This window comes from Streptomyces sp. NBC_00224, from assembly GCF_041435195.1.
Taxonomy (GTDB): Bacteria; Actinomycetota; Actinomycetes; order Streptomycetales; family Streptomycetaceae; genus Streptomyces.
The window spans coordinates 3,802,230-3,827,968 of the sequence record NZ_CP108106.1; the positions used below are offsets into that span (position 1 = coordinate 3,802,230).

The 25,739-nt window shown below is 70.9% G+C and carries 26 protein-coding genes; 7 read left to right on the top strand and 19 right to left on the bottom strand.

What is annotated here, in order from left to right; all coding sequences use genetic code 11:
- Window positions 1–53: 53 nt before the first annotated feature.
- The 9 genes from OG965_RS16950 to OG965_RS16990 all read right to left on the bottom strand — a co-directional run bounded on the left by OG965_RS16950 (window position 54) and on the right by OG965_RS16990 (window position 8,852).
- Entirely contained in the window at window positions 54–1,124 is a 1,071-nt protein-coding gene (locus OG965_RS16950) for a 2-aminoethylphosphonate ABC transporter substrate-binding protein (RefSeq protein WP_371652913.1), read from the bottom strand.
- A gap of 32 nt (window positions 1,125–1,156) precedes the next feature.
- Complete coding sequence (locus tag OG965_RS16955) at window positions 1,157–1,954, bottom strand: ABC transporter permease (RefSeq protein WP_371652914.1); 798 nt, start codon at window positions 1,952–1,954, stop codon at window positions 1,157–1,159.
- Window positions 1,941–2,906 (bottom strand): 2-aminoethylphosphonate ABC transporter permease subunit, encoded by a 966-nt coding sequence (locus tag OG965_RS16960; protein WP_371652915.1) that lies wholly within the window; start codon window positions 2,904–2,906, stop codon window positions 1,941–1,943. Before OG965_RS16960 ends, OG965_RS16955 begins: the two co-directional genes overlap by 14 nt.
- Window positions 2,899–3,954 carry an ABC transporter ATP-binding protein gene (locus OG965_RS16965; RefSeq protein ID WP_371652916.1) on the bottom strand — a complete coding sequence of 352 codons (1,056 nt, stop codon included), beginning with the start codon at window positions 3,952–3,954 and terminating at the stop codon, window positions 2,899–2,901. The genes OG965_RS16960 and OG965_RS16965 overlap by 8 nt, the downstream gene beginning before the upstream one ends.
- The gene (locus OG965_RS16970; protein ID WP_371652917.1) at window positions 3,951–4,652 is read right to left on the bottom strand and encodes a phosphonatase-like hydrolase; all 702 of its coding nucleotides are present in this window, start codon (window positions 4,650–4,652) and stop codon (window positions 3,951–3,953) included. Before OG965_RS16970 ends, OG965_RS16965 begins: the two co-directional genes overlap by 4 nt.
- Window positions 4,653–4,666: 14 nt before the next feature.
- On the bottom strand, window positions 4,667–5,788 hold the full coding sequence (locus OG965_RS16975) for a TIGR03364 family FAD-dependent oxidoreductase (protein ID WP_371652918.1): 1,122 nt from the start codon (window positions 5,786–5,788) through the stop codon (window positions 4,667–4,669).
- Window positions 5,789–5,923: 135 nt separating this feature from the next.
- Window positions 5,924–6,691: a GntR family transcriptional regulator gene (locus tag OG965_RS16980; protein ID WP_371652919.1), complete on the bottom strand. Its 768-nt coding sequence runs from the start codon at window positions 6,689–6,691 to the stop codon at window positions 5,924–5,926.
- Between the two features lie 44 nt (window positions 6,692–6,735).
- Window positions 6,736–7,485, bottom strand: coding sequence for a hypothetical protein (locus OG965_RS16985; RefSeq protein WP_371652920.1), 750 nt, complete (start codon window positions 7,483–7,485; stop codon window positions 6,736–6,738).
- Window positions 7,486–7,739: 254 nt separating this feature from the next.
- Window positions 7,740–8,852 (bottom strand): ROK family transcriptional regulator, encoded by a 1,113-nt coding sequence (locus tag OG965_RS16990; protein ID WP_371652921.1) that lies wholly within the window; start codon window positions 8,850–8,852, stop codon window positions 7,740–7,742.
- A gap of 56 nt (window positions 8,853–8,908) precedes the next feature.
- Here OG965_RS16990 and OG965_RS16995 point away from each other — a divergent pair, with 56 nt between their 5' ends.
- Both OG965_RS16995 and OG965_RS17000 read left to right on the top strand, forming a co-directional pair.
- A complete protein-coding gene (locus OG965_RS16995; protein WP_371652922.1) occupies window positions 8,909–10,012 on the top strand; it encodes a Gfo/Idh/MocA family oxidoreductase in 1,104 nt (367 codons plus the stop codon).
- Window positions 10,009–10,527: a heme-degrading domain-containing protein gene (locus OG965_RS17000; RefSeq protein WP_371652923.1), complete on the top strand. Its 519-nt coding sequence runs from the start codon at window positions 10,009–10,011 to the stop codon at window positions 10,525–10,527. Before OG965_RS16995 ends, OG965_RS17000 begins: the two co-directional genes overlap by 4 nt.
- A gap of 73 nt (window positions 10,528–10,600) precedes the next feature.
- Here the strand turns inward: OG965_RS17000 and OG965_RS17005 are convergent, their stop codons facing one another.
- The 4 genes from OG965_RS17005 to OG965_RS17020 all read right to left on the bottom strand — a co-directional run bounded on the left by OG965_RS17005 (window position 10,601) and on the right by OG965_RS17020 (window position 13,934).
- Window positions 10,601–11,458, bottom strand: coding sequence for a fumarylacetoacetate hydrolase family protein (locus OG965_RS17005; protein ID WP_371652924.1), 858 nt, complete (start codon window positions 11,456–11,458; stop codon window positions 10,601–10,603).
- A 127-nt stretch (window positions 11,459–11,585) separates the two neighbouring features.
- Window positions 11,586–12,371, bottom strand: a complete 786-nt coding sequence (locus OG965_RS17010; RefSeq protein WP_371652925.1) for a YidC/Oxa1 family membrane protein insertase — start codon at window positions 12,369–12,371, stop codon at window positions 11,586–11,588.
- A 132-nt stretch (window positions 12,372–12,503) separates the two neighbouring features.
- A complete protein-coding gene (locus OG965_RS17015; RefSeq protein ID WP_371652926.1) occupies window positions 12,504–12,866 on the bottom strand; it encodes a DUF6412 domain-containing protein in 363 nt (120 codons plus the stop codon).
- 207 nt (window positions 12,867–13,073) lie between these two features.
- Window positions 13,074–13,934 carry a class E sortase gene (locus OG965_RS17020; protein ID WP_371652927.1) on the bottom strand — a complete coding sequence of 287 codons (861 nt, stop codon included), beginning with the start codon at window positions 13,932–13,934 and terminating at the stop codon, window positions 13,074–13,076.
- 86 nt (window positions 13,935–14,020) lie between these two features.
- Here OG965_RS17020 and OG965_RS17025 point away from each other — a divergent pair, with 86 nt between their 5' ends.
- Window positions 14,021–15,037 carry an SEC-C metal-binding domain-containing protein gene (locus OG965_RS17025; RefSeq protein ID WP_371652928.1) on the top strand — a complete coding sequence of 339 codons (1,017 nt, stop codon included), beginning with the start codon at window positions 14,021–14,023 and terminating at the stop codon, window positions 15,035–15,037.
- Window positions 15,038–15,119: 82 nt separating this feature from the next.
- Window positions 15,120–18,284, top strand: coding sequence for a DUF3427 domain-containing protein (locus tag OG965_RS17030; RefSeq protein ID WP_371652929.1), 3,165 nt, complete (start codon window positions 15,120–15,122; stop codon window positions 18,282–18,284).
- An 8-nt stretch (window positions 18,285–18,292) separates the two neighbouring features.
- On the opposite strand, the gene OG965_RS17035 is transcribed toward OG965_RS17030, so the two are convergent.
- Window positions 18,293–18,934, bottom strand: coding sequence for an ATP-binding protein (locus tag OG965_RS17035; RefSeq protein WP_371652930.1), 642 nt, complete (start codon window positions 18,932–18,934; stop codon window positions 18,293–18,295).
- Between the two features lie 201 nt (window positions 18,935–19,135).
- Here OG965_RS17035 and OG965_RS17040 point away from each other — a divergent pair, with 201 nt between their 5' ends.
- The 3 genes from OG965_RS17040 to OG965_RS17050 are packed head-to-tail and all read left to right on the top strand — an operon-like array spanning window position 19,136 to window position 20,552.
- Complete coding sequence (locus tag OG965_RS17040; RefSeq protein ID WP_371652931.1) at window positions 19,136–19,984, top strand: helix-turn-helix domain-containing protein; 849 nt, start codon at window positions 19,136–19,138, stop codon at window positions 19,982–19,984.
- The gene (locus tag OG965_RS17045) at window positions 19,981–20,196 is read left to right on the top strand and encodes a DUF397 domain-containing protein (protein ID WP_371652932.1); all 216 of its coding nucleotides are present in this window, start codon (window positions 19,981–19,983) and stop codon (window positions 20,194–20,196) included. The genes OG965_RS17040 and OG965_RS17045 overlap by 4 nt, the downstream gene beginning before the upstream one ends.
- A 53-nt stretch (window positions 20,197–20,249) precedes the next feature.
- Window positions 20,250–20,552 (top strand): hypothetical protein, encoded by a 303-nt coding sequence (locus tag OG965_RS17050; protein ID WP_371652933.1) that lies wholly within the window; start codon window positions 20,250–20,252, stop codon window positions 20,550–20,552.
- A gap of 180 nt (window positions 20,553–20,732) precedes the next feature.
- On the opposite strand, the gene OG965_RS17055 is transcribed toward OG965_RS17050, so the two are convergent.
- From OG965_RS17055 to OG965_RS17075, 5 genes are all read right to left on the bottom strand, one after another.
- Window positions 20,733–22,070, bottom strand: coding sequence for a DUF445 domain-containing protein (locus OG965_RS17055; RefSeq protein ID WP_371652934.1), 1,338 nt, complete (start codon window positions 22,068–22,070; stop codon window positions 20,733–20,735).
- 117 nt (window positions 22,071–22,187) lie between these two features.
- The gene (locus tag OG965_RS17060; protein ID WP_371656962.1) at window positions 22,188–22,838 is read right to left on the bottom strand and encodes a DUF1707 domain-containing protein; all 651 of its coding nucleotides are present in this window, start codon (window positions 22,836–22,838) and stop codon (window positions 22,188–22,190) included.
- 54 nt (window positions 22,839–22,892) lie between these two features.
- Complete coding sequence (locus OG965_RS17065) at window positions 22,893–23,870, bottom strand: ATP-binding cassette domain-containing protein (RefSeq protein ID WP_371652935.1); 978 nt, start codon at window positions 23,868–23,870, stop codon at window positions 22,893–22,895.
- A gap of 17 nt (window positions 23,871–23,887) precedes the next feature.
- Window positions 23,888–24,775 (bottom strand): ABC transporter permease, encoded by an 888-nt coding sequence (locus OG965_RS17070; protein ID WP_371652936.1) that lies wholly within the window; start codon window positions 24,773–24,775, stop codon window positions 23,888–23,890.
- Window positions 24,768–25,568, bottom strand: coding sequence for an ABC transporter permease (locus OG965_RS17075; RefSeq protein WP_371652937.1), 801 nt, complete (start codon window positions 25,566–25,568; stop codon window positions 24,768–24,770). Before OG965_RS17075 ends, OG965_RS17070 begins: the two co-directional genes overlap by 8 nt.
- Window positions 25,569–25,739 lie beyond the last annotated feature (171 nt).

Genomic DNA, 25,739 nt, shown 5'->3' on the forward strand with positions numbered 1-25,739 from the left:
CGACCAGCCACAGCCGGCCCGCAGACGAATCACCGCAATTTCCAGCGGATCGCTCAGCTACCGGTCGCGGACTTCCAAGCGTCCACGTACGACGGCAAGTTCGTGCTGATGTCGAGCCAGTTCGGCTCGAAGATCTCGACGCCCTGGAGCAGCTGGGCGAGGGCCGTCGCGTTGGGGTCGGTGGCCTTCACGTCCGTACGGGCCGCGAAGCCGCCGCCGATGGCGCTGGCTTCCCGCTGGGCCTGCTCGGTGAGCATGAAGTCGAGCAGCTTCTTGCCGTTGGTGGTGTGCGGGGCCTTGTCGACGAGACCGGCGGCGTACGGCAGCGCGAAGGTGGTGGGCTTGCCGGGGCCGGTCGCCGGGAACCAGATGCCGAGGTTGGGCATGCTCTTGGCCTGGGCGTAGTTCATCTGTACATCGCCGTTGGCAACGCGGAGTTCACCCTTGTCCACCTTGGGGGCGAGCTTGCCGGTGGAGGCGGACGGGCCGACGTTGTTGGCCTGGAGCTTCTTCAGGTACTCCATGGCGGCCTCCTTGCCGCCGAAGTCGTGCATCGCCTTGATGACGACGGCGGTGCCGTCGCCCGCGACGCCCGGGGTGGAGTACTGGAGCTTGTTCTTGTACTTGGAGTCGAGCAGCTCCTCCCAGGTCCTGGGGGCCTGCGGGAGCTCCTTCTTGTTGTAGATGAACCCGAAGTAGTTGTTGACGACGGCCGTCCACTTGCCCTTGGAGTTCTTCTGCGCGTCCGGCACCTTGTCGGCGCCGGCCGGGGTGTAGGGCTGGAGCAGGCCCTTGGTGTCGGCCTGCTGGATGAACGGCGGCAGCGTGACCAGCACGTCGGCCTGGGTGTTGGACTTCTCGCGGACGGCGCGCTGCACCATCTCGCCCGAGCCGCCCTCGACGTACTTGACCTTGATGCCGGTCTTCGCCTCGAAGTCCTTGAAGACCTTGTCGTACCAGCCGTCGCCCTTCTCGCCCTTCAGGCCGTCGGCGCTGTAGACCGTGACGACCTTCTCGTCGGACTTGGAGTCGGCGGAGGAGGAGCCGCCGCAGGCGGAGAGGGTCGCGGCGAGGGCGAGGCTGCCCGTGACGGCGGCGAGCGGGGTGAGGAGGCTTCTGCGCATGACGTTTCGAACTCCTGGTTTCTGTCTGCCGGTTATCTGAAACTGGCTTTGGTACGGATACGGGAGACCGCGAGCAGTACGAGCAGGGTCGTGCCCATGAGGACCACGGCGACGGCCGCGCCGGTGAAGAGCGAGCCGCGGTCGGTGGCGGCGAAGATCTGCACCGGCAGGGGTGTCCAGTCCGGCGGATAGAGCATCATCGTGGCGCTCAACTCGCCCATGGACAGGGCGAAGCAGAGCCCCGCGGCCGCGTTGAGCGACGGCAGTAGCAGCGGCAGCCGCACGCGCCACAGCACGTACGAGGGCCGGGCGCCGAGGCTGGCGGCGGCCTGCTCGTACATCGGGTCGAGCCTCAGGATGGCGGCCGAAACCGACTGGTAGGCGAACGCCGTGACAAGAACGGTGTGCGCGAGGATCACGATCCAGCGCGTCCCGTTGAGCAGGAACGGCGGCTTGGAGAACGCGACGAGGACCGCGAGGCCGACGACCACCGAGGGGACGGCGACGGGCAGCACGAACAGGGCGTCCATCGCCTGCTTGCCGCGCTTCTTCAGCGAGGCGGCGGCGAGGGCCGCCCAGGCCCCGACGGTGAGGGCGAGCACGCTGGCGGTGAGCGCGGTGACCAGGCTGGTGGTGAGGGCCTGGAGGGAGTCGCCGGTGGTGGCGGCGTCGTAGTGGCCGGTGGTGAAGCCGGACGGGAAGGCGCCGGACCAGTTGGTCGCGAACGAGGCGGCGACCACGACGAGGAGCGGCAGGGCGAACAGGGGCAGGAAGAGGGCGAAGAACACGATCCAGGTGGCCCAGCGGCCGCCACGGCTATGCACCAACACGTCGGCTCACCACCCGGTAGAGGCCGTACAGGCCCACGGAGATCGCGATGTTGACGACGGCGACGACGCAGGCGGCCGGGTAGTCGGACTCCAGGATCGCCTTGCTGTAGACGAGCATGGGGAGGGTGGTGACCCCTTTCGCGCCGGTGAAGAGCACGATGCCGAATTCGTTGAGGCACATCACGAGGACGAGCGAGCCGCCGGCCGCGAGCGCGGGCAGCGCCTCGGGCAGTACGACCTGCCGCACGATCCTGGCGGGCCGGGCGCCCAGCGAGGAGGCGACCTCCAGCTGTGCGGTGTCGAGCTGCGAGAACGCGGCGAGCAGCGGGCGCATCACGAAGGGCGTGAAGTACGTGATCTCCGCGAGGAGTACGCCCCAGGGGGTGGTGAGGAACTGGAACGGCCCCGTGTGCGCGCCGGTGACGTCCGTCCACAGCCCGTTGGCCATGCCGACGGTGCCGTAGAGGAAGAGCAGCGCGAGCGTGATGAGGAAGGACGGGAAGGAGAGGAACACGTCGATGAACCGGGCGACGGCCTTTCCGCCGGGGAACGGTACGAACGCGATGACCAGCGCGAGCACGAACCCCAGCACCAGACACCCGGCCGTGGCCCCCGCCGCGAGCCACACCGTGGTCGTGAGCGCGTCCCGGAACGCGGCGGAGGCGAACACGTCCCGGTAGGGCGCGAGCGAGAGCCCGTCACCCCCGTCCGGGGTGAACGACTGCTTGACGACGAGCCCGAGGGGATAGAGGAAGACGAGCCCGAGGGCGAGGACGGGGGGGAGTGCCCACGCCAAGGGCGGCACCGCCCGCCGGGACCCGGCCTCGCGGCCGGTCGCCGCGCCGACATGGCGGTCCTTCGACTGCGGACCGTCCGTGGCTGGTCGCGCCCGCGCGGCGGAGCCGCAGGTGTCACCGTCCCGCGCCCCTGAGGGGGTTCGCAGCTCAGCCATCCCCGACCCCTGCCCCCAGCAGCACCGCGTCCTCCGCCGCGAAGTGCAGCGTGACCTCGTCACCGAGTGCCGGGGTCGCCTTGAGCTCGCGCAGGTCGGCCTTGATGCGGTGGCCGTCCACATCCACGTACAGCCGGTGCGTCGAGCCCCGCCACTGGACCTCCGCGATCCGCCCACGCAGGGCGTTCGGGCCGTCCCCGAGCCCGACGAGGTGCGGGCGTACGCACAGCGTGGCCGCCGCGCCCACCGCGACCGCGTCCGTGGCCACCGTCAGCGCCGTGCCGCCGAACGACACGTAACCCGAACCGACCTGCACGGGCAGCAGGTTGGCGTTGCCGACGAAGGACGCCGTGAACTCCGTACGCGGGCGCCGGTACAGGTCCTGCGGCGTGCCGCAGTCCCGCAGCCGCGCCCGGTCCATCACCGCGATCCGGTCCGCCAGGGTCAGCGCCTCGACCTGGTCGTGCGTGACGTAGAGGATGGAGACGTCCGGCAACTCGCGGTGCAGCCTGGCGAGTTCGGTCAGCATGCCGGAGCGCAGCTGGGCGTCGAGCGCCGACAGGGGCTCGTCCAGGAGCAGTACTCCCGGCCGTATCGCCAGCGCCCGCGCGATCGCGACGCGTTGCTGCTGCCCGCCGGACAGCTCGCGCGGATAGCGCCGCGCGTACGCCGCCATCCCCGTCATCTCCAGCGCCTGGGCGACCCGCCCGGCGATCTCGCCCTTGGCGACGAGCTTCTGCGCCTTGAGCCCGAAGGCGACGTTGTCGGCGACCCGCATGTGCGGGAAGAGGGCGTACTGCTGGACGACCATCCCGATCCCGCGCCGGTGCGGCGGCAGCGCCGTGACGTCCCGGCCGCCGATGAACACCCGCCCGGAGGCGGGCCGCACGAACCCGGCGACGGCCCGCAGCGCGGTGGTCTTGCCGGAGCCGGACGGCCCGAGCAGCGCCATGACCTCGCCGGGCTCGACGGTCAGGTCCAGCGAGTCGAGGACGGTGTTCCCGCCGTACGCGACGCTCACCCCGTCGAAGCGGATGCCGCCGGTCACGACGCTTCCGCCCGCGCCAGCACGTCCGGCAGCTCCGCCACCGAGCCGAGGACATGGGTGGCCCCCGCCTCGTACAGCGCGTCCTTGCCGTGGGCGCCGGTCAGCACCCCCGCGACGACCCCCGCCCCGGCCCGGACCCCGCTGAGCATGTCGTACGAGGTGTCCCCGGCCAGGGCGATCCGCCGCACCGAGTCCACCGCCCCCGTCCGCAGGAACGCGGCGAGCACCATGTCCGGGTACGGGCGCCCCCGGCCGCCCGCGTCGGCCGGGCACAGGGTGAGCCCGACCAGGTCGCGCCAGCCGAGCGCGCCGAGGATGGCGTCCTGGGTGACGCGGGCGAAACCGGTGGTCAGGACGACCGTGCGGCCTTCGGAGCGCAGCCGCTCGATGGCTTCGCGGGCGCCGGGCAGCGCGCTGACGCGGCCGCCCGCGACGAGTTCCCCGTACGCCTCCTCGAAGGCGGTGTTGGCCCGGCGCGCCCGGCTCTCGTCGCCGAACAGGTGCCGGAAGACGGAGATTTTGGACTCGCCCATGGTGGCGCGGACGTAGTCGACCATCGTCGCGGGGTCCTCGCCGAGGCTGCGCGCGGCGGCGGCGAAGGCCTGCTCGACGAGTCCGCCGTCGGCGACGGTGGTGCCCGCCATGTCCAGCACGACCAGGTTGTACGTGGTGTTGGCGTTGCTGTTGCTGTTGCTCATCTTCATCGACTCCCTTACCAGCCCAGCTCGTTGGCCGTGCGCTCGGCGATCGCGGGCGAGCAGGTCATGCCGCGCCCGCCCGGCCCGGTGACCAGCCACACCCCGTCGCGCACCTGCTGGCGGTGGACCACCCGGGAGGTGTCGGTGCACTGCGCGTACACCCCGGCCCAGCGGTGCCTGATCTTCGGCAGCGGGCGGCCGAGGAAGGACTCGACGACGCGGGTGAGGTGCTCGTACGGCTCCTCGGTGACGTCGAAGGCGAAGGGGTGCTCGTACTCGTGCGTGTCGCCGATGGTCAGCCCGCCGTCCGCGCGCTGGACCATCAGCAGCTGCATCTTGTGCGCGGCGGCCGTCGGGTCCTGCGCCTGGCCCGCGTTGAGCGCGTCGAGCGCCTCGCCCGCGTACGCCGGGTAGTAGCGGAAGCTGTCGGCGTCCGCGACGGACGTGGTGAGCGGCTCGCCGAGCGGCTCGGTCTGCATCATCTGCAGACGTACGCGGCGTACGGGCAGGTCGGGCACCAGCTCGCGGACGAGGCCGCCGAGCCACGCTCCCGTGCACAGGACGACGGCGTCGCCGGTGTGCACGTCACCGTGGTCGTCGCGCACCGCGTTCTGCCCGATGACCTCGCGGACTTCACGCCCCCCGAGGAAGGTGTACCGCCCGGACCTCAACAGCTCGTCCTTGAGGGCGAGTTGGGCGGTACGGGGTTCCACCGCGGCATCCCGCTCGCACCACAGTGCGGCGACGAAGTCGCCGCGCAGGGCGGGGTTGAGGGCGCGCGCCTCGTCGGCGGTGAGCAGCTTGTAGCCACGGGCCGCCGCGTCCTCGCGGGCCAACGCGGCCTCGGCGACGGCCAGTTCGAGGTCGTTCCGTACCGGGGTGAGCGAGCCGCAGGCCCGGAAGCCCAGCCCCGGCACGCGCTCCCCGATGCCCTCCCACAGCTCACGGGCCCGCAGGGCCGTGTCCAACTCCTCGCCGCCCGCCCGGCCACTGACCCATATCTGCCCGAAGTTGCGGAGCGATGCCCCGCGCGCCTCGCTCTCGCGCTCGATCTGTACGACCTCGTGGCCGCGTTCCACTGCGTGCCAGGCGTGCATGGTTCCCACCACGCCGGCTCCAACGACGATGACTCTCACGGCGTGAACAGTCCTCGCGGCGGGTGGACCGAGTGGGTCGGGACGGCGACGGGACGGTGAACGCCCCTTCAAACTTGGGCTAGACCCGTTATCGTTACGTTATAAACGATGCCGGTTCTGCCTGGCTATGTCCCCTCAATCGCCTCTGTTCCCGAGGTGGGTGGTGAAGGAGAACCGGTCGCCCCGGTAGAGGGTGCGTACGCGTTCCAGGGGCAGCCCGGCGGTGTCGCGCGAGACGCGGTGGATCAGCAGCATGGGGAGCGCGGGCGGGGTGCCGATCAGCAGGGCCTCGCGCGGGGTGGCGAGGACGGTCTCGATGCGCTCGTCGGCGTCCCCGAAGGCGATGCAGAGCCGGTCGTGGAGGTAGGCGTAGAAGGAGGAGTCCGGGGTGAACTCGCTGTCCAGGCGCGGCACTCGGGCCACGGCGACGTATGTGCTCTCCAGCCCCATGCGCTCGTCGTCCGCGAGCAGCACGCGCTCCATGTGCCAGACGGGCTCGCCACGCTCAAGACCGGTCTCGGCGGCGAGCGCGGGCGGGCAGGGGAACCGGTCGAGCGAGATGAGATGACGTCCGGGCCGCCGCCCCTGCCTGCGTACGCCTTCCGTATAGCTCGCGAGCGAGAGCGGCTGCTCCAGCTTGGGCCCGGCGACGACGGTGCCGCGCCCCTGCCGCCGCAGCCGCCCTTCGAGCAGCAGCTCACGCAGCGCCTGCCGCACGGTCTCACGGGCGACCTCGTACCGCTCGGCGAGATCTCGCTCGGTGGGCAGCAGCCCACCCTCCCCCAACTCATCGATCAACGCGGCCACTTGGGCCTTCACGGCGTAATACTTGGGAATACGCCCGTGTTCCGGGATGCCGGACCGAATGGGGGCACCGGGGGCTTGGTCGTTCGGGTAGTCCACGGGGGGGATCGTTGCACGTGGCGAGGGCCATGGGCGCGGCCCCCTCAGCGCCGCCGCAACCGCCGCGCCCCGACGAGCAGCGCCAGGCCCCCGAGAACCAACGCGCCGACGACGGCCGGGGCCGGAGGCGAGCCAGGACCCGTGTCCGCCAGCTCCGGCGGCCCCGCGAGCTGCGGGGTCGGCGCCTCCGGGCCGATGCCGAACCGGTAGCCCCCGGACTCCCCGACCCACTCCCCGTCGTCCCCCCGCCGCTGCACGACCGCCGCGTTCGCCGTGACCTCGTTCGGCCGGGTGTCGGCCGTGAACCCGAGCCGGACCTTCACGGTGACGGTCTCCCCCGCGCCGATCACGAACCCGGGGAAGCCGTCGTCGAACACCCCGATGTGCTCGTCCGCGTCGGTCCGCTCGAACGGAACGGGGCGCGGGCGCCCGCCGCCGCCCACCGCGTCGTAGAACTCCAGCTTGGCCTGGGAGTCCTTGAGCGTCCGGTCCCGGTCGACGAGCACGACCACGGGGTGGATGTTGCGGCAGGTGTGCGCGGTGGTGTTGGTGAGGTCGACGTACCAGAGCTGCGCGCCCCCGCCGGGGCGGTACTCGGCCGGCCCGCCGTGGATCCGCGTGTCCACGGGGAAGTCGGCACCGACCCGGTCCCCGCAGACGGGCTGGTTGGCGACGGAGAGCGCCGCGTGCCCCTGCCGCCCGCGCGGCTCGCTCTCGTCGGCCGCCGCACCCGACGTCCCGGTCAGCGCCGCGGCCGCGGTCACTGAGATGGCGAGGGCGTTGCGCAGTCGCATGAGGGACCTCTGCTGCTCGCGGGCGTACGTGCTCCGGGACCCTGCCACGCGGACGCGCCGCCCCGGTGCGACCGCACCCCGCCACGCCGTGCCGGCGGGCGAAGTCCGCCCTATCAGCCCAATATCGGCAAGTACGACTGATGGCGGTCCGGCAGCCGGCCCGGCACCCCGGACCGCCGAGCCGAGCCGAGCCGAGCCGAGACGGCCGGGCGGGCGGGCGGGCAACCACACACCCCCCAGCCCCGCACGCCCCCTCAGCCCCGCTCGCCGCCCAAGGCGCCCGCGCCCACGCCCCCATGCCCGAACACCGGCCCCAGGATCAGCCGAGCCGCCCCCTCCGCCACCGCGTGCGGCCCGCCCGGCGCCACCGACACCGGGACCGCCCGCGCGTCGCCGCCCCGGCGGGCCCGCTCCTCCAGGACCGCGCGGACTCCCCGCACGAACCCGTCCTGCGCGCCCATGACCGTACGGCCGCCGAGCAGTACGCGGTCGATGTCAAGCAGGCCGACGAGGTTCGCGGCGCCGACGCCCAGGAAGCGGGCGGCGGCCGCGATGTCGCCGCGGGCCACCGACGACAGGCACAGCGCCTCGATGCAGCCGCGTGCGCCGCAGTCGCAGGCGGGGCCGCCGAGCAGGATCGTCTGGTGGCCGAACTCGCCCGCGCCGGTGCGCGAGCCGCGCAGCAGCGTGCCGCCCAGGACGAGTCCCGCGCCCAGGCCCGTACCGAGGTGGAGGTAGGCGAAGGAGTCCGCCGGGCCGCGCAGGGCAAGGCCCAGGGCCGCGGCGTTGGTGTCCTTGTCGAGGACGACCGGCAGGCCGAGGCGCGCGGTGAGCGCGTCGCGCAGCGGGAAGCCGTTCCACTGCGGGAACCCGGTGATCCGGTGGAGCACCCCGGTGTGGTGGTCGAGCGGTCCGGGGCTGGCCACGCCGACGCCGAGTATCGGGCGCCCCCCGATCAGCGCCTCGGCCTGCTCGGCGGCGGCCCCCACCACCGTGTCGTGGCCCGCGCCGAGGTCGAGCGGCACGGTACGGACGCCGACGAGCGTGCCCGCGAGGTCGACCAGGACCGCGGTGAGCTCGTCGCGGTCGAGGTGCAGCCCTATGGCGTGCACGGCGGACGGCACCAGCTTGAGCACCGTGCGCGGCTTGCCGCCGGTCGAGGCGCGGCGGCCCGCCTCGGTCGCCGTCCCCTCCGCCCGCAGCCGCGCGGTGATCTTGCTGACGGCCTGCGGGGTGAGCCCGGTCCGCTCGGCGAGCTCCAGTCTGCTGATGCCGGCGTCCCCGGCCGTACGCAGCAGATCGAGCACCAGCGCGGCGTTGTGGCTGCGCAGGGCCGGCAGGTTGGCTCCCGAGTTACTCCTGTTCACCCTCCCATTCTCTCCTGCGCTTGCACTTTGGCAACAGCGTTGCTTAAGTAGGGGTCATGAACGCTCGTACGGACACTGACTTCCGCGCCGGAACCGACCTCCGCGTCGGACTCGTGGGCTACGGCCTGGCGGGATCCGTCTTCCACGCCCCGCTGATCGCCGCGACCGAGGGGCTCACCCTCGACACGGTCGTCACGTCCAGCCCCGAGCGCCGCGAGCAGGCCCGCGCCGAGCACGGCGACGGGCTGCGGTTCGCCGCCTCCCCCGACGAGCTCTTCGACGCCGGTCTCGACCTCGTCGTGATCGCCTCCCCGAACAAGACGCATGTGCCGATCGCCACCGGCGCCCTCAAGGCCGGGATCCCGGTCGTCGTCGACAAGCCGCTCGCGGGCACGGCCGCCGAGGCGCGCGGCCTCGCCGCCCTCGCCGAGGAGCGCGGCCTGCTGCTCTCGGTCTTCCAGAACCGCCGCTGGGACAACGACTTCCTGACCCTGCGCGCGCTCATGGCGTCCGGCGAGCTCGGCGAGATCCAGCGCTTCGAGTCCCGCTTCGAGCGCTGGCGCCCGCAGCCCAAGGGCGGCTGGCGCGAGTCGGGCGACCCGGCGGAGATCGGCGGCCTGCTGTACGACCTGGGCAGCCACCTCGTCGACCAGGCCCTGGTCCTGTTCGGCCCGGCGCTGCGGGTGTACGCGGAGGCCGACGTACGCCGCCCTGGCGCCCAGGCCGACGACGACACCTTCATCGCGATCACCCACGCGGGCGGCGTGCGCTCGCACCTGTACGTGAGCGCGACGACGGCCCAACTGGGCCCCCGCTTCCGGGTGCTCGGCTCCGCCGCGGGCTACGTCAAGTACGGCCTCGACCCCCAGGAGTCCGCCCTGCGCGAGGGCAGGCGGCCGGGCGACGGCGAGCCGTGGGGCCTGGAGCCGGAGGGGATGTGGGGCCGCGTCGGCTCCGGGGAGTCCCCGCTGACCGGCGGCGGCCGCCCCACCCCGACCCTGCCGGGCGACTACCCCGCGTACTACACGGCGATCGCCGCCGCCCTGCGCGAGGGCGGCGAGCCGCCGGTCACCGCGCACGAGGCCGCGGCGGCCCTCGACGTCCTGGAGGCGGCGCGCAGGTCCGCGCGCGAGGGCGTCACGGTGGAGGTGGCGCTGTGACGACCCCGCCCCCGTCCTCCACGGCGACCTCCACCACGACCTCCACCGCGTCTTTCACCGTGCCCGAACTGGAGGCGCAGGAGGCCGAGTTGGAGCTGGCGCGCTTCACGTACGAGGACGCGTGGGCGCTCGGCACGCTCCTGCGGGAGCTGGCGGTGGCCCGCCGCGCCCCGGTGACGATCGACATCCACCGCGGCGCCCAGCAGCTCTTCCGCTGCGCCCTGCCGGGCTCGACCCCGGACAACGACGCCTGGGTCGACCGCAAGCGCCGCGTCACCGAGCGGTACGCGGCCGCCTCGTACCTGGTCGGCGCCCGCTTCCGCGCCAAGAACACCACCTTCGAGGCCTCCTCCCGCCTCGACCCCGACACCTACGCGGCCCACGGCGGCTCGTTCCCGCTGCGGGTGACGGGCACGGGCGTCATCGGCACGGTGACGGTCTCCGGCCTGCCGCAGGTGGAGGACCATGCGCTGGTGGTGGAGGGGTTGCGGGCGTTCAAGGGGCGGGAGGGGTAGGGGTGTACGGGGGCCGGGGCGGCGGCCCGGACCCCGGTTCCCCCCGGCTGCCCGCACCCCCGCCGGGCGTCGCCTACGCGTCCTTGAGCTCCTGCCGCTGCCGGCCCAGCCCCTCGACCTCCACCTCCACCACGTCCCCCGCCCGCAGATACGGCTTCGGCTCCGGCTGTCCCATCGCGACGCCCGCCGGGGTGCCGGTGTTGATGACGTCGCCGGGGTAGAGCGTCATGAACTGGCTCACGTAGCGGACGACCTCCGCGACCGGGAAGATCTGGTCGGCCGTGGAGCCGTTCTGCTTGAGCTCGCCGTTCACCCACAGCCGCAGCGACAGCGCCTGCGGGTCCGGGACCTCGTCACGGGTGACCAGCCAGGGGCCCAGCGGGTTGAACGTCTCGCAGTTCTTGCCCTTGTCCCAGGTGCCGCCGCGCTCGATCTGGAACTCGCGCTCGGACACGTCGTGCGCCACCGCGTACCCCGCGACGTACGCCAGCGGGTCCTCGTCGTCGGCCACATAGCGGGCCGTGCGCCCGATGACGATCGCGAGCTCGACCTCCCAGTCGGTCTTCACCGACCTGCGGGGCACCAGGACCGTGTCGTTCGGGCCGACGACCGTGTCCGCCGCCTTGAAGAAGACGACGGGCTCGGCCGGGATCGCCGCCCCGGTCTCGGCGGCGTGGTCGTGGTAGTTCAGCCCGATGCACACGACCTTGCCGATCCGGGCGACCGGCGGGCCGACGCGCTGCCCGGCCGCGTCGAGCGCGGGCAGCACACCGGTGTCGGCCGCGGCCCGTATCCGGTCCAGGGCGAACTCGTCGGCGAGCAGGTCGCCGTCGATGTCCGGCACGAGGCCGGACAGGTCCCGCAGGGTCCCGTCGGCGGCGAGCAGCGCGGGGCGCTCGTTGCCCGCCGTGCCTACGCGCAGCAGCTTCATGGTCAGTCTCCCTAGGTCGAGCGTGGCCCGGCCGATGGGTCGCGGCCATCGGAAGGATCGTTCGATCCTCCAAGGTCGGCGTCCACTAGGCAAGACCCAGTTCACACATCGGACTTCCCCCGAGCTCTTAAGGAGCAGGGGGGACCCCCACCGCGGCAGTAGCCACGGGGGCCTGAGCCGCCTCCCGGTACAGATACGCCCGCTCCAGCGCCGACCACGTGGTGCTCGTCACCACGTACAGCGCGGCCGCCAGCGGCACCACCGCGACCGTGATCAGCGTGCCGAACGACATCAGCGGCATGAACTTCGTCATCGCGCCCAGACCCGGCACCCCCTCCTGCTGGTCGGCCGGGACCAGCGGCTGCGTGGCGAGCTGCCGCTTCGTACGCCCGTAATTGAAGGTGGCGACGCCGGCGACGAAGACGAAGAGGCCCAGGTAGACCAGCCCCTGCCCGCCTATGAGCCCGCCGTGCCCGAGCGCGTCCGCCCAGCGGCCGCGCAGCGGGGCGGAGAGCAGGGTGTGGTCGAGCAGCGTGGTGTGTCCGCCGCCGAAGCCGGAGTCCGAGAACAGCTGGTAGAGGAGGAAGAACGCGGGCAGCTGGAACAGGCTCGGCAGACACCCGGAGAACGGCGACACCTTCTCCGCGGCGTGCAGCTCGGCGACCGCCTTGCGCAGCCGCTCGGGGTCCTTGCGGTGCTTCTTGCGCAGCTCGGCCAGCTGCGGCTGGAGCTTGGCGCGGGCCTGCTGGCCCTTGGCCGCCTGCCGGGAAAGGGGGTGCACGGCGAGCCGTACGAGCATCGTGAACAGCACGATCGCGGCGGCGGCCGCGGAGCCGTGGAAGAGCGGCTGGACCAGGTCGGCGAGGCGCTCGACCAGGCCGGCGAATACGTCGAATACATCGGGTACGGACATGGAAGCCTCCGGAGTCACGTCTGGGGGCGTGCGGACGCGGCTGCGCTCAGGGCGACAGGGCATGGGTGCGTACGCGCGCGGGACAGAGCGGCGTGACGGCCCGGCGGAGGGCGGTGAGAAAGAGGTGCAGCCCTACGCGACCGTCATGGCGAGGCGGCCGGGGGCTCGGGGCCTGGGCCGCCCGGAGGCGTCGGGATCGCGCTGCGGCAGGAAGGCGGTGCGCCGCTCGCGGTCCCGTATCGCGGTGCGTATGCGCGTACGCGGCACCTTGGGCACCGCGCGGGAGGCGAGCAGCGCGCAGACGGCGAGGGCGGAGCCGGCCGCGGCGGTGGCGGCCAGGGCGACGGCGCCGGAGAGCGTGCCGCCGTTGACGAGCAGCAGCTCGGCGAGGAGGAAGAGGAGCAGCCCGAAGGAGAGGCGTCCGGAAAGGCGTCCGGAGAGGCGGGAGGGCAGGCGGAAGGACGACCACGGCGACGTCGTGCGGCTGCCGGTCATGCTTCCCCCCTCGTCCAAGCCTCTGGGCACCCACCCGAGCACGTGTCGCCCGAGCATGTGTCCGCTTCTGACTCTTCTGACGTTATACACGACGGCTCGGACAATCGGACCGGGACCGCCGGTCGGGGGCGGCGGCTACGGGGCCGGGCCGGTCAGGCTGGCCGCGTGGCTCAGCGCGGCCGCACGGACCAACGCGGCCGCATCGAGCTAACGCGGCCGCATCGAGGCGAGCTTCCCCCACACGACGAGCCGGTACCGGGAGGTGAACTCGGGGGTGCAGGTGGTGAGGGTGATGTAGTAGCCGCGCTCGCCGTATCCGTACTTCGTACGGACATCACTGCGCGGCACGGGCGCGATCACCCCGCTGTCCCGGGCGGAGGTCTGGGGAAGCGTCCTGTCCACCACGTAGGTGAAAACGGCGTCCCGCGTCTCGACGACGAGGCGGTCCCCGGGCCGGAGCCGGTTGATGTAACGGAAGGGCTCGCCATGGGTGTTGCGGTGCCCGGCGAGCGCGAAGTTCCCGGCCTGCCCGGGCTGCGCGGTCCCGGCGTAGTGCCCCGCGTACCCCTTGTCGAGCACCCCGTGCTTGCTGATCCCCTCGGCGACGGGGGCGGTGACGCCGAGGGAGGGGAGGCGGAGGACGGCGTAGGCGCGGTCGGTGGCAGCGAGGGGGTTGGGGGCGGGCGCGGCGGGCTTTTCGGCGGGGCCTGGCGGGGTGGCGGGCCCGACGGCACCCACGGGCGCGGACCCCACCCCGGAGCCACGCTCCTCCACCCGGCCTCCCCGCCCCCACTCCCGCTCCAACGTCCGTACGGTCTGCCGGGCCTCGTGCCGGGCCTCGCGGTTGGTCCACCACAGCTGATGGGCGACGAGCAGGAGGAGGACGAGCCCGAGGGTGACGACGGCTTCGGCACCGGCCCAGAGGGTGCGGCCGAGGGGACGGAGGGTGGGGCGCGCACGTACGGGGCGCGCGGGTAGCGATGCACGCCCTGCCCGTACGGACCGCCCGGCGCGCGCCAGAACCGCCCGCCAGCGCGAGCGCCCCTGCACCACCACCGGGATCCGCACGCGCGCACCATAAGGGCTGCCCCGTCAACTCACCAGGGCCGGAACACCCCTCCGCTTGGGCCCCGCACAGCAGTACGGTGTCCCTCATGCGCCCCGACACGCCTGCCGATCACACCGATCACACCGCCGAAGCCGAGCGTCTGCTGCGCACCGCAGCGCAGTACCCCGAGGACCATGAGCCACTCCTCCTCCAGGCGGCGGCCCACTTGGAACTGGCCGGCGACCGCGAGCGCGCCACGACGCTCTACGACCGCCTCCTCGCCGCCGAGCCCGAGCACCCGGCCCTGATCAAGGCCTTCAAGGCGGCGAACCTCTGGGAGTACGGTCACGAGGCGGAGGCGCGGGCGATCATCGAGGGCATCCGCGGCTCGGCGCCCCGGGACCCGGCCCCGTGGGAGATCGTGGCGGAGACGCTGGAGACGCACGACGAGCTCGACGCGGCGCACGCGACCCTGACGACGGCGCTCACGCTCCTGCTCCCCGCCGACGACCCCACGGCGGACATCCCGTACCCCACCCAGTCCTTGCTGACGGCCCGCCACCGCGTACGCCGCCTACTCGCCCTCGACCACGACGCCTGGGACTCCCTGGCGGACCGCCTCCACCGCGCCGAAATCACCCTGGACGAACTCCACGACCCCAAGCGCCTGTGGTCCCTGGGCTCGGACGACCCGGCGGAACTGAAGGCGGAACTGGCACGCCTGCGCACCGAGTTGGGCACGTACCGAGCGGCCCTCTCCCGCCCGTTCCCGGTAGCGGTCCTGCACTGGCCGTCCGCGGAACTGGACGAACTCCTGGCGGCCTACCCGTCCCTGGCCACGGAATACCCCACCCACGCGGCCCACCTCCTGGACATCGAGGCGTCGCTGCGCGAACTGTCGGCAACGGGCACGGCAAACCTGGGAATCGTGACAGGCACGGTCCCGTCCTACGAGGCCTTCGCAGCATCCGAGTCCTCGTCCCCGTCCAACGCGGACCTCCTCCCCCAGTACGCCACGACCCTGGCAGCCCGGGGGCGGGCTGTGGCTTGGCCGCCTCGGCGGGGGGAGGGGTGTTGGTGCGGGTCTGGTCGGGGTTATGGGGAGTGCCACGGGGCAATGTGACGGCCGCCGTCTGCGCTGTCAGTGGCCTTTGTTAGAACTGAGTCGCAGCGGAATCAAAAACCCAGCGACCCAGGGAGAGGCCGTGGCGGATTCGGGGGATTTCACTCAACCGATCACCGGCGTGTACGAGGAACTCATCACGCAGCAGGTACAGGACCGGATCGACAGCCTGGGCGCCAGCGGGTGGAAGGTGGTCGAGGCCGAGGTAAGCCCCGAGTCCTCACCCCACGTACTCGCCCGGCATGTCGCTGCGGCCGTGCAGCGCCAGCTGCGTCAGCTTCCACAGGACAAACAGGTAGCCGCGGCCAATCGCATCATGGCGGCGTTCGCCGAGGACCCGGAGACGTCCTCGGCGAACGGGGATTCAACGAACCTCATCGTCGACGGCCCCCGGCAGCTACTGGCCCTCGCCGAGCAGGAAGCGCCGGGGGTGTACGCCATGCGTCCACTCACCCCGCTCTCCGAAGCGGCCCTGATCACCAACGCCCCTGACGATCCCAGTCTGGGCAGCGAGCTGCGGGCGGAGCTGGCCACCGCCGACCGCATCGATCTGCTCTGCGCCTTCGTGAAGTGGTACGGCCTTCGCGTACTGGAAGACTCGCTGCGCGCCGCGAAGAAGCGGGGCGTCCCCATCCGGGTCATCACCACCACGTACATGGGCGCCACCGATCGGCACGCCCTGGACCGGCTGGTGCGGGAATTCGGCGCGGAGGTACGCGTCAACTATGAGATCCGGTCCACCCGACTGCACGCCAAAGCGTGGCTGTTCCGGCGTAACACGGGATACGACACCGCGTACGTCGGCAGCTCCAACCTCTCCCGAGCTGCGCTTCTCGACGGCCTGGAGTGGAATGTCAGGCTCTCCTCCGTGGCCACGCCCACCGTTCTCGACAAGTTCGAGTCGACCTTCGACGCGTACTGGAGTGACAGCGCGTTCGAGCAGTACGACCCGGACACCCACGCGGAGCGCTTGGACGAGGCCCTGGGGCTTGCAGGCGGCACCCGCACCTCGGCCGAGTCGAAGATCAGCCTTTCCGGGCTCGAAGTGCGTGCCTTTCCCCACCAGCGCGACATGCTGGAGCGCCTCAACGTCGAGCGTGAGGTCCATGGCCGTCGCCGCAATCTGCTGGTGGCGGCGACCGGCACCGGCAAGACCGTGATGGCCGCGCTGGACTACCGGGATCTGCTCCAGAACCGGGGCAAGGATCTGCGGCTCCTGTTCGTGGCCCATCGCAAGGAGATCCTCAGACAGGCGCGGCGCACCTATCGCGAGGTCCTGGACGACGCCTCGTTCGGAGAGTTTCTCTACAACGGCGAAGAGCCGCGCACCTGGAAGCATGTCTTCGCCAGCGTGCAGTCACTCACTGAGCAACGCTTGGCGCTGCTGGCTCCGGACCACTTCGACGTCATCGTCATCGACGAGTTCCACCACGCCACGGCGAACACCTACCGGCAGGTGATCTCTCACTTCCAGCCCGAGGAGGAGGACCAGGCGCCAGAGCTACTGGGCCTGACGGCCACCCCGGAGCGGATGGACGGATTCAACGTCCAGGACGAGTTCTTCGACGGCCGCATCGCCGCCGAAATGCGCCTGTGGGAGGCGCTGGACAACGACCTGCTGTGCCCGTTCCACTATTTCGGCATCCCCGACGGTACCGATCTGAAGGCACTGACCTGGCAGAAAGGCTCATACGACGTCGGTGAGCTCGGCAGCGTCTACACCGGCAACCACGCCCGCGCACGACTGGTCGTGAAGGCCATACAGCAGAAGATCTCCCAGCCGGGCTCCATGCGCGCGCTCGGATTCTGCGTGACGAAGGCCCATGCGCACTTCATGGCCGAATTCTTCAGCCAAGCAGGCTTCAAGGCCCGCGCCCTCGACAGCGACTCGTTTCCGGCAGAGCGCGACGCAACCCTGGAGGCCCTGCGCGACGGCAGACTCCAAGTGATCTTCTCGGTCGACCTGTTCAATGAAGGACTCGACATTCCCGATGTCGACACCTTGCTGCTTCTACGGCCCACGAACAGCGCCACGGTCTTCCTCCAGCAGCTGGGGCGCGGTCTGCGCCGCACCCCGGACAAGCCGGTCCTGACCGTGCTCGACTTCATCGGTGAGCACCGCGCTGAGTTCCGCTTCGAGGAGCAGTTCCGTGCTCTGACGAACCTCTCCCGCAACCGGCTGGTCGACAACCTGGAGCGCGGCTTCCCGCAGCTCCCTTCCGGCTGCCAGATCGTCCTGGAGGGGGTGGCCAAGGACCTCGTCCTGGACAACGTCCGCACCCAACTGAAGGCAGGCATACGGACACTGGCCTCCGAGGTGAAGGCGTACGCCGAGCTGGGCCTCTCCGAGTACCTCACCGAGAGCCGCCGGGAGATCAAGGAGCTCTACAAGGGCTCCAACTCCTGGACGCGCATTCTGCGTTACGCCAAGCTCATCCCGGACGAGGCGCCACCCGGCGAGGACCAGCTCCTCAAGCGTGTCCACGCGTTCCTGCACGCCGATGACCGCGAGCGGGTCGAGGCGTACACCCGGCTGCTGGAGGACGACGCCCCTGCGTACGCCGATCTCAACGCCAAGCAGCAGGGCTACGCCCGCATGCTGTTCTTCAACCTGTGGGACACAGCAGGCGGGTTCTCCAGCTACCAGGAGGGCCTCGACTCGCTCCGAGAGCAGCACGCGCTACGGAGCGAACTCCGCCAGGTGCTGGCTCACGTCCATGAGCGCACGGACCACCTCCCGCTGGCGATGGAATCGCCGCACCACGGGCTCCCGTTGAAGATCCACAGCGCGTACAACCGGTCGGAGATCCTGGCCGCGCTCGGTGTCGCCCAGCTGGGCGGTCAGATGCCGGGCTCGTTCGCGCAGGGTGTGGCGTGGGTGGACGCGCTCAAGACCGACGCACTGCTGATCACCTTGGAGAAGAACGAGAAGGACTTCTCCCCGACCGTGCGCTACAAGGACTTCGCCCAGAGCCCCTCTCTCTTCCACTGGGAGTCCCAGAGCACCACATCGGCCGAGTCCCCGACCGGGCGGCGCTACCGCAACCACGCCGAGCAGGGCAGCCACGTCCTGCTCTTCATGCGCCGCTACAAGGACACCGACATCGGCAAGTCCCAGCCCTGGATGCTCCTGGGCCCGGCAACGTATGTGGATCACCGGGGAAGCAAGCCGATGGCCATAACCTGGCGGCTGCACAACGACCTGCCGGCGGACGTGTGGACGTATGCGCACATCATTGCCGGGTGACCGAGTCTTTATGACTTAGGCAGGTCAGCTTCGAACTGCCTCTTGGCATGGCCCAGCGCAAGCCCTGGGCTGCAGCCGTTGGCGTGTAGCCAGTGGAGGAAGTCGCCGATCGCTTCGATCGCGGCTTCCTCACCGGCGAGCCGGCTGAGCGGATCGCGCGCCTCGGGTGATGCTCCATAGAGATGCAGGAGCACTTCTGCGCGAGCGGTACGACCCCGAGGGCCCGTGTGAGTGTCTAACTCGTCGAGGGTCGTGCCAAGTTCACACCACGTGATCTTGGAGTCCGCCTGCAAAATCACTCCCCAGCGGTCCGTGACTGCGTCCACCAGAGCTATTCCCCGGCCCTGTTCAGAGGCCGTGTCCGCCGCGAGCAGCGTGGGCAGCACGCGCGTGTCAGGGTCGTGGATCTCGATGCGCAAGAAGGTGTCATTCATCGAGACAGCGAGCGTAGTGGGCGTTCCGGCGCCGACGTGCACGATCACGTTGGCCACCAGTTCGCTTACGCAGAGCTGGGCGGTATCGACCAACTCGGGCAGACCCCACATGCCCAAGTGGAGCCTCATGATCCGACGAAGAGCGGCCACCTCTTCCGGCTCGGCTAAGAACGGGAGAGTCCATGCCTTCCTCGGCATGCACTGATCGACATCCATGCCCTCACCTCTGTCAGTTCGCGCGGGACCGGTGGCGGCACTGACGCGCCTTTGCCCGGTCCCCGCTGTGGCGATAGCTGGGAGCATGGCAGCGCTCATCCCTGCATGCAATTTGCACGAAGAGATTCCCACGATCGAGCGATTGGCAGCGCACCGACCTTCCAGAGAGACTGAACGTCCTATACAGCAGAGGGAGTTGAGGTGGCCAGTTCCCCGACCGCTCGTCGTCGCCGACTGGCGATCGAGCTCAAGAAGCTGCGCGAGAGCAACGGACTGACCTGCAACCAGGTCGGCGAGGCGCTGACCTGGAGCGGTTCCAAGGTCAACCGGCTGGAGACCGGAAGCGGGCGCGTCCAGCCGTCCGATATCGATGCCCTGTGCCGCTTCTACAAGACGAGTGACGACCTGCGCGAACTTCTCATGACGATGGCCAAGGACTCAAAGATGCGTGGCTGGTGGCAGGCTCACGGCACGGGAGTGCCACGCTGGTTCACCGGTTACGTCGGGTTCGAGCAGGCCGCATCGAACATACGTCAGTACCAGTGCGAGTTCGTTCCCGGCCTGATGCAGACACCGGAGTACGTAGCCGAGTTGCATCGGGCTTCGAACCAAATGTCTGCGGCAGATCTCGAACGTGCGGTGAATGTCCGCATGGAACGACAAGCCCTCCTCACCAGAACTTCGGCCCCGGACGCGTGGTTCATCGTGCACGAGAGCGCGCTGCATCATGTGATGGGCGACCGCAAGCTGATGCACGATCAACTTGAACGCATGCTGACAGTAGGCAAGTTGGGCAATGTCACCCTGCAAGTACTGCCGTTCACTGCAGGCAGCTATCCTGCGACCGGCGCCTTTACCATTCTCGGGTTTCCCGAACAGGAAGACCCCGACCTCGTCTATCGAGATGGCCTGACCGATGCCACTTACCTGGACACGCCGCATGATGTAGGCGAGTACACAAGGGCCTTTGACAATCTACGAGCCCTCGCGTCGAGTCCAGCTCATTCAACGTCTTTGATCAGGCACGTAATGGAGGAGCATTCCCGATGAGCACCAAGCCCCACTCGTCCGTCGACGGCGGATGGTTCAAGAGCACCTACAGCAACGGATCCGGCGGGGAGTGCGTCGAGACGATCCTCCTCGCCCCCGGCATGGCCGTCCGCGACTCCAAGCACCCCCAAGGGCCCCGCCTCACCTTCGCCGCCCCCAGCTGGGGAGTCTTCGTCGCCGCCGTGCAGGCGGACCGGATGCGGGCTGCCTGACGTCTCCCATTAGCCTCGGAGTGGACAGTCCACAGAGGCGCAGGAGGCACAACATGGCCAAGGTTCCGGCAGCAGCTATAGCCGCGGGCGGGCTCGTAGGTGGGTACGGGGTTGCCCGGTGGACCAAGAAGCGGCCGCTCGGTGGGGTCACGCTGGCCGCCGCCGGGGCCGTGGCCGCGCGGGAGTGGAAGCAGGCCGCCGGGACCAAGGCGGCCGTCGGGCTCACCGCGGCCTATGTCGCCGCGTTCGCCGGGTCGCACCCCCTGGCCAAGAAGGTCGGCGCCTGGCCGTCCGTGTTCGCTGTGGCGGGTGGGGTTGCCGTGGCCTCCTGGGCCGTCACCAGGAAAAATGCCTAGCCGAGAACGGGAACCGTTTGAACGCGGGGAACGACTCGTACGTACGTAACACCGCACACTGCGACTCCCCGCAGGATGGACCGCTGGGTGCGTGGCCACGCAGAGCAGGGACAGGACTGCGGTCACGCGCCCAGCAGGGGACTGGAGGGGAGCCGGGCCGGGCCGAGCCACAGATCAGGACTAGCCCCCCACCCCTCTCGCCACCGCAAAGATCACCACCCCCGCCAGCGCCCCCACCACCGTCCCGTTGATGCGGATGAACTGGAGGTCGCGGCCGATGTGGGCCTCGATCTTCCTCGACGTGTCGTCCGCGTCCCACGAGCGGACCGTGTCCGTGATCAGGGACGTGATCTCCGCGCGGTACGTGGAGACCACGTACGCCGACGCGTCCTGGACCCAGCCGTCCACCTTCGACTGGAGGCGGGTGTCCGTCGACAGGCGGGCGCCCAGGGACAGCAGGGACGCCCTCGCCCGCAGGCGCAGCTCGCTGCGCTCGTCGTCCGCCGCCGCGATGATCATCGCGCGGACGGACGACCATGCTGACGCGATCACGTCCTGGACCTCGGGGCGGGACAGGACATCCGACTTCAGGCGCTCCACCTTCGCCCGCGTCTCCGTGTCCGACTGGAGGTCCGCCGCGAAGTCCGCCAGGAAGCGGTCCAGCGCGCCCCGGGCCGGGTGTGCCGGCATGTCCCGCATCTCCGTTACGAAGCGGAGCAGTTCCTTGTAGACCCGCTCCCCCACCTTTTTGTCCACGAAGCGGGGGGTCCAGCCGGGGGCGCCGCCCTGGACCGCGTCCATCACGGAGTCCCCGTGCAGCACCAGCCAGTCGTGCGCCCTCGCGCACACCAGGTCCACCACTCGGCGGTGGCCGCCGTCCGCGACCACCTTCTCCAGGGTCTTGCCGATGCCCGGGGCGATCTCCGCCGCGTCCGCCCGGCGGGTGATCGCCTCGCCCACCACCGCCTGGACGTCCGAGTCCCGCAGGACCGTGAGGGCGCCTCGCAGTGCCGTGGCCAGCTCTGACGTCACTCTGTCCGCGTGGGACGGCTCCGCCAGCCAGGCGCCTACCCGGCCGCCGATTCCCAGGGCGCCCAGCCTCGTACGTACCACCTCCGGGGAGAGGAAGTTCTCCCCTACGAACGAGCCCAGCGACTCGCCCAGCTGGTCCTTCTTGTTCGGGATGATCGCCGTGTGCGGGATCGGCACGCCCAGCGGGTGGCGGAACAGGGCCGTCACCGCGAACCAGTCCGCCAGCGCGCCCACCATCCCCGCCTCCGCCGCCGCCGCGACGTACGCCGCCCAGGAGCCCGCGCCGGAGCGGTCCGCCCAGGTGGCCAGGGCGAAGATCAGCGCCACCAGGAGCAGCAGGCCGGTCGCCGTGGCCTTCATGCGGCGCACGCCCCGGCGCTTCTCCTCGTCCGCCGCCGTGTACGAGAACGCGGACGTCAGGCCGCCAGGGGCTGCCTGCCTGCCAGGGCCCGGCTCCCCCGCCCTGGCCGAATCAGTACGTTCCATTCGCTCCGCCCGTCCACGCGCACGCACCACCCCGTACGCAATTGTCCCTACATGAGGGACTCCCGGGGCGCACGCCGAGTTCCCGCGGGAAGGGTGAATCCGCCGAAGCGGCTCAGCTCAGCGCAGTTCCTTGCGGGGCCCGCCCGCGACCCCCCGCTTCGCCGTCTTCCGCTGCTTGCGCTCCACCCCGATGCCGCCCATCAGGGCGAATCCCGTCACCGTCACCCGCGGCGAGCCCGGTGTGCCCTCGCCCGTCGCCCTGTCGCCGAAGCCGCCCATCAGGCCGAAGCCGCGGACCCTCACCGTCAACTCGGGCGGGACCGTCACCCCCATACCGCCCATGATCGTGAAGCAGCGGATCACCGTCTCGGCGGACTCGAAGCGGGCCTCGCGCAGATCGATCTCGCCGCCGCCCCACATCGCGAACGCGGTGAACTTCCGGCCGACCGTCCACGTACCCCTGCGGCCGAACCCTCCCCAGAAGGCGAAGGCGCCCCGCGAAGTGGCCGTGCCGCCGATCCTCGACGGCCAGTCGACCTCCCCGGACGAAGCAGATGAAGCAGCTGAAGCAGGCGAAGCAGGTACCGAAGGTGGGCGAACCCCCGGCGCCGGCAGGTCCCGTACCAGCGGCGCCAACTCCCCGTGCGTACGCGCCTTGTACGTCGCCTCCAGGCGCTCCTCGAACTCCTCCATATCGAGCCGCCCCTCGGCGACCGCGTCCCGCAGCGCCTCGGCCACCCGCTCGCGTTCCGCGTCCGATGCCCGCATCTCGGGGAGACCCGCCCCCGAAGCCCCCGAAGGTTCACTCGTCATACCGTCAGCCTAATGAAGGCCCCGGTCGGCGTACATCCGAGCGATCACCGACTCGATGTCCGGCTCCCGCACCGACAGGTCCACCAGCGGATACCGCTCCGCGATCTTCGCCACCAGCGGCGCCGCCGACGCCGTGGCCGGGAACGCCAGCCACTGCCTCGGCCCCTCGACCTTCACCACGCGCGCGTCCATGCGCGCGTCCGCGAGGTCGATCGGCGCGAGCTCGCGCTCCAGGTCGACCACCAGGGTGCGCTCGCTGCCGCCGACCTCGTGCAGCCCGGCCAGCGCGCCGTCGTACACGAGGCGGCCGTGGTCGATCACCATCACGCGCTTGCAGAGCTGTTCGATGTCGGTCAGGTCGTGGGTCGTCAGGAGGACGGTCGTGCCGAGCTCCGCGTTCAACTCCCGCAGGAAGGTGCGTACTTTCGCCTTGCTCACCACGTCCAGGCCGATGGTCGGCTCGTCCAGGTACAGCACCTCCGGGTCGTGCAGCAGGGCCGCCGCGATGTCGCCGCGCATCCGCTGGCCCAGCGAGAGCTGGCGCACGGGCACGTCCAACAGCTCGCCCAGGTCGAGGAGTTCGACGCAGCGGTCCAGGTTTTCGCGGAAGCGGTCGTCCGGGATGCGGTACATGCGGTGGGCCAGGCGGTACGAGTCGTACAGCGGCAGGTCCCACCAGAGCGTGGTGCGCTGGCCGAAGACCACGCCGATGCGGCGGGCCAGACGGGTGCGCTCGCGCGAGGGGTCCAGGCCCGCCACCCTCACCCGGCCGCCGCTCGGGGTCAGGATGCCGGTGAGCATCTTGATGGTGGTGGACTTCCCGGCGCCGTTGGGACCGATGTAGCCGACCATCTCGCCGCGCGGCACCGCGAAGGTGATCCCGTCGACCGCCCTGACCTGCTTGCGCTCGCGCCGCAGCCGCCGCCCGTTCTTGCGGCGGACCTCGAAGACCTTCTCGACGCCGTCGAGTTGGATCACATCGCTCATTGTCGCAACGCCTCTCGTCAGCTTCCCGTACTCCGGTACGCCCGCACGCCCGCCCGCCACGCGGCCCCCGCCAGCGCGCAGCAGCCGGCCGCCACCAGCGGCGGCGTGAACGCCAGCCAGCCCGGCAGGTCCAGCGGGTACGGCCGGTCGAGCACGTACATCGCGGGCAGCCAGTTCACGAAGGCCAGCGGGACCACGAAGGTCACGCCGCGCACCATGTCCTTGGCGAAGACCGTCGGCGGGTACTGGAGCATCTGGTTCCCGCCGTACGTGAAGGAGTTCTGCACCTCGGAGGCGTCCTGCGCGAAGAACTGGAACGCCCCGCCCGCCACGAACACCGCCGAGAAGATCGCCGCGCCGCTCAGCAGCATCAGCGGGATCAGCAGCGCCCGCAGGGGCGTCCAGTGGACGTCGAGCGCCGGCAGCGCGTAGCCGAGGACGAGGAGGCCCTGGGTGATCCGGCCGAGGCGGCGCAGCGCGAACCGGTCCGCCGCGACCTGGGCGAGCACCGGCACCGGGCGCACGAGCAGCGTGTCGAGCGTGCCGTCGCGCACCCGGCGGCCGAGCCGGTCCATCGACCCCATCACCAGGTCCGCGAGCCCGAACGCGGCCCCCGACGCGCCGTACAGGAACGCCACTTCGGGCAGCGTGTAGCCGCCCAGCGCGTCGATGTGCGAGAACATCAGCAGGATCGCCACGAAGTCGAGCCCGGTGGCCAGGAAGTTGCCAAGGGCCGTCATCAGGAAGGACGCCCGGTAGGCCAGCGTGGAGCGGATCCACATCCCCGCGATCAGGCGGTACGCGCGGATGCCCTCGGCGGCGCCGCGCAGCCGCCCGGCCCGTGCCTCGCGCCAGGACTCCGGGGCCGCCGCCCCGGCCACCCCGTCGGCCACCGTCTCAGCCACCCTGCACCACCACCCGCCGCGTCGCCGCCGCCTGGAGCAGCCGCCCGACGCCGAGCAGCAGCGCGGCCCAGCCGAGCTGGAAACCGTACGCCCGCGCCAGGCCCCAGCCGGTGTGGCGGCCGAGCAGGACGTCGGCCGGGATCTGGAGCAGCGCCGACCAGGGCAGCGCCCGCGCCACCTCGCCGAGGGCGCCGGGGAAGACGTTGAGCGGCAGCAGCATCCCGGAGAAGAAGATCCCGCCGAGCCAGGCCATCTGGGCCATGCCCGCCCCGTCGAGCAGCCAGAACGCGGAGAGCGCCACCAGATAGCGGATCGAGAAGCTGACGAGGACGCCGAGGAAGACGGCGAACAGGAACGCCAGCCACGTCAACGGGTCGGCGGGCAGCGCCAGGTCGAAGGCGAGCGCGCCGAACGCCAGCGGCACCAGACCGCGCCCCAGGAGGTGGAAGGCCGCCCGGCCCACGTCACCCGCCAGCCACCACAGTTGGAGGTCGGCGGGGCGGTACAGGTCGATCGCGATGTCACCCGTACGGATGCGTTCGATGAGCTCGTCCTCGAAGCCGCCACCCATCATCGCGACCGTCATGATGAGGGCCTGGCCCAGCCACACATAGGTCAGTGCCTCGGCCTGGTCGTAGCCGCCCAGACGAGGGCGGACGCTCCACAGGGCCATATAGGTGTAAGCCATGATCGCGCCGAAGACGGTGTTGGTGAACACCCCTGCGGCGGTGGCGATCCGGTACGTCGTATGGCGCCGGAACCCACCCGCGGCAACAACCGCGTAGAGCCGCACCCCACACCTCCCTGTCCGGTCCGTGTATGAAGGGGCCATGCCCGACCCTGCCCGAGCGCCGCACCGCGCGCGTGCGTCACCGTGCGGAGAGCCGGGGCACCAAAGCGCCCGACCCTAGTGCCGTCCGGCGTCCACCGCGACGGCTTTTCCACCGCCGGACGTGCAATATGG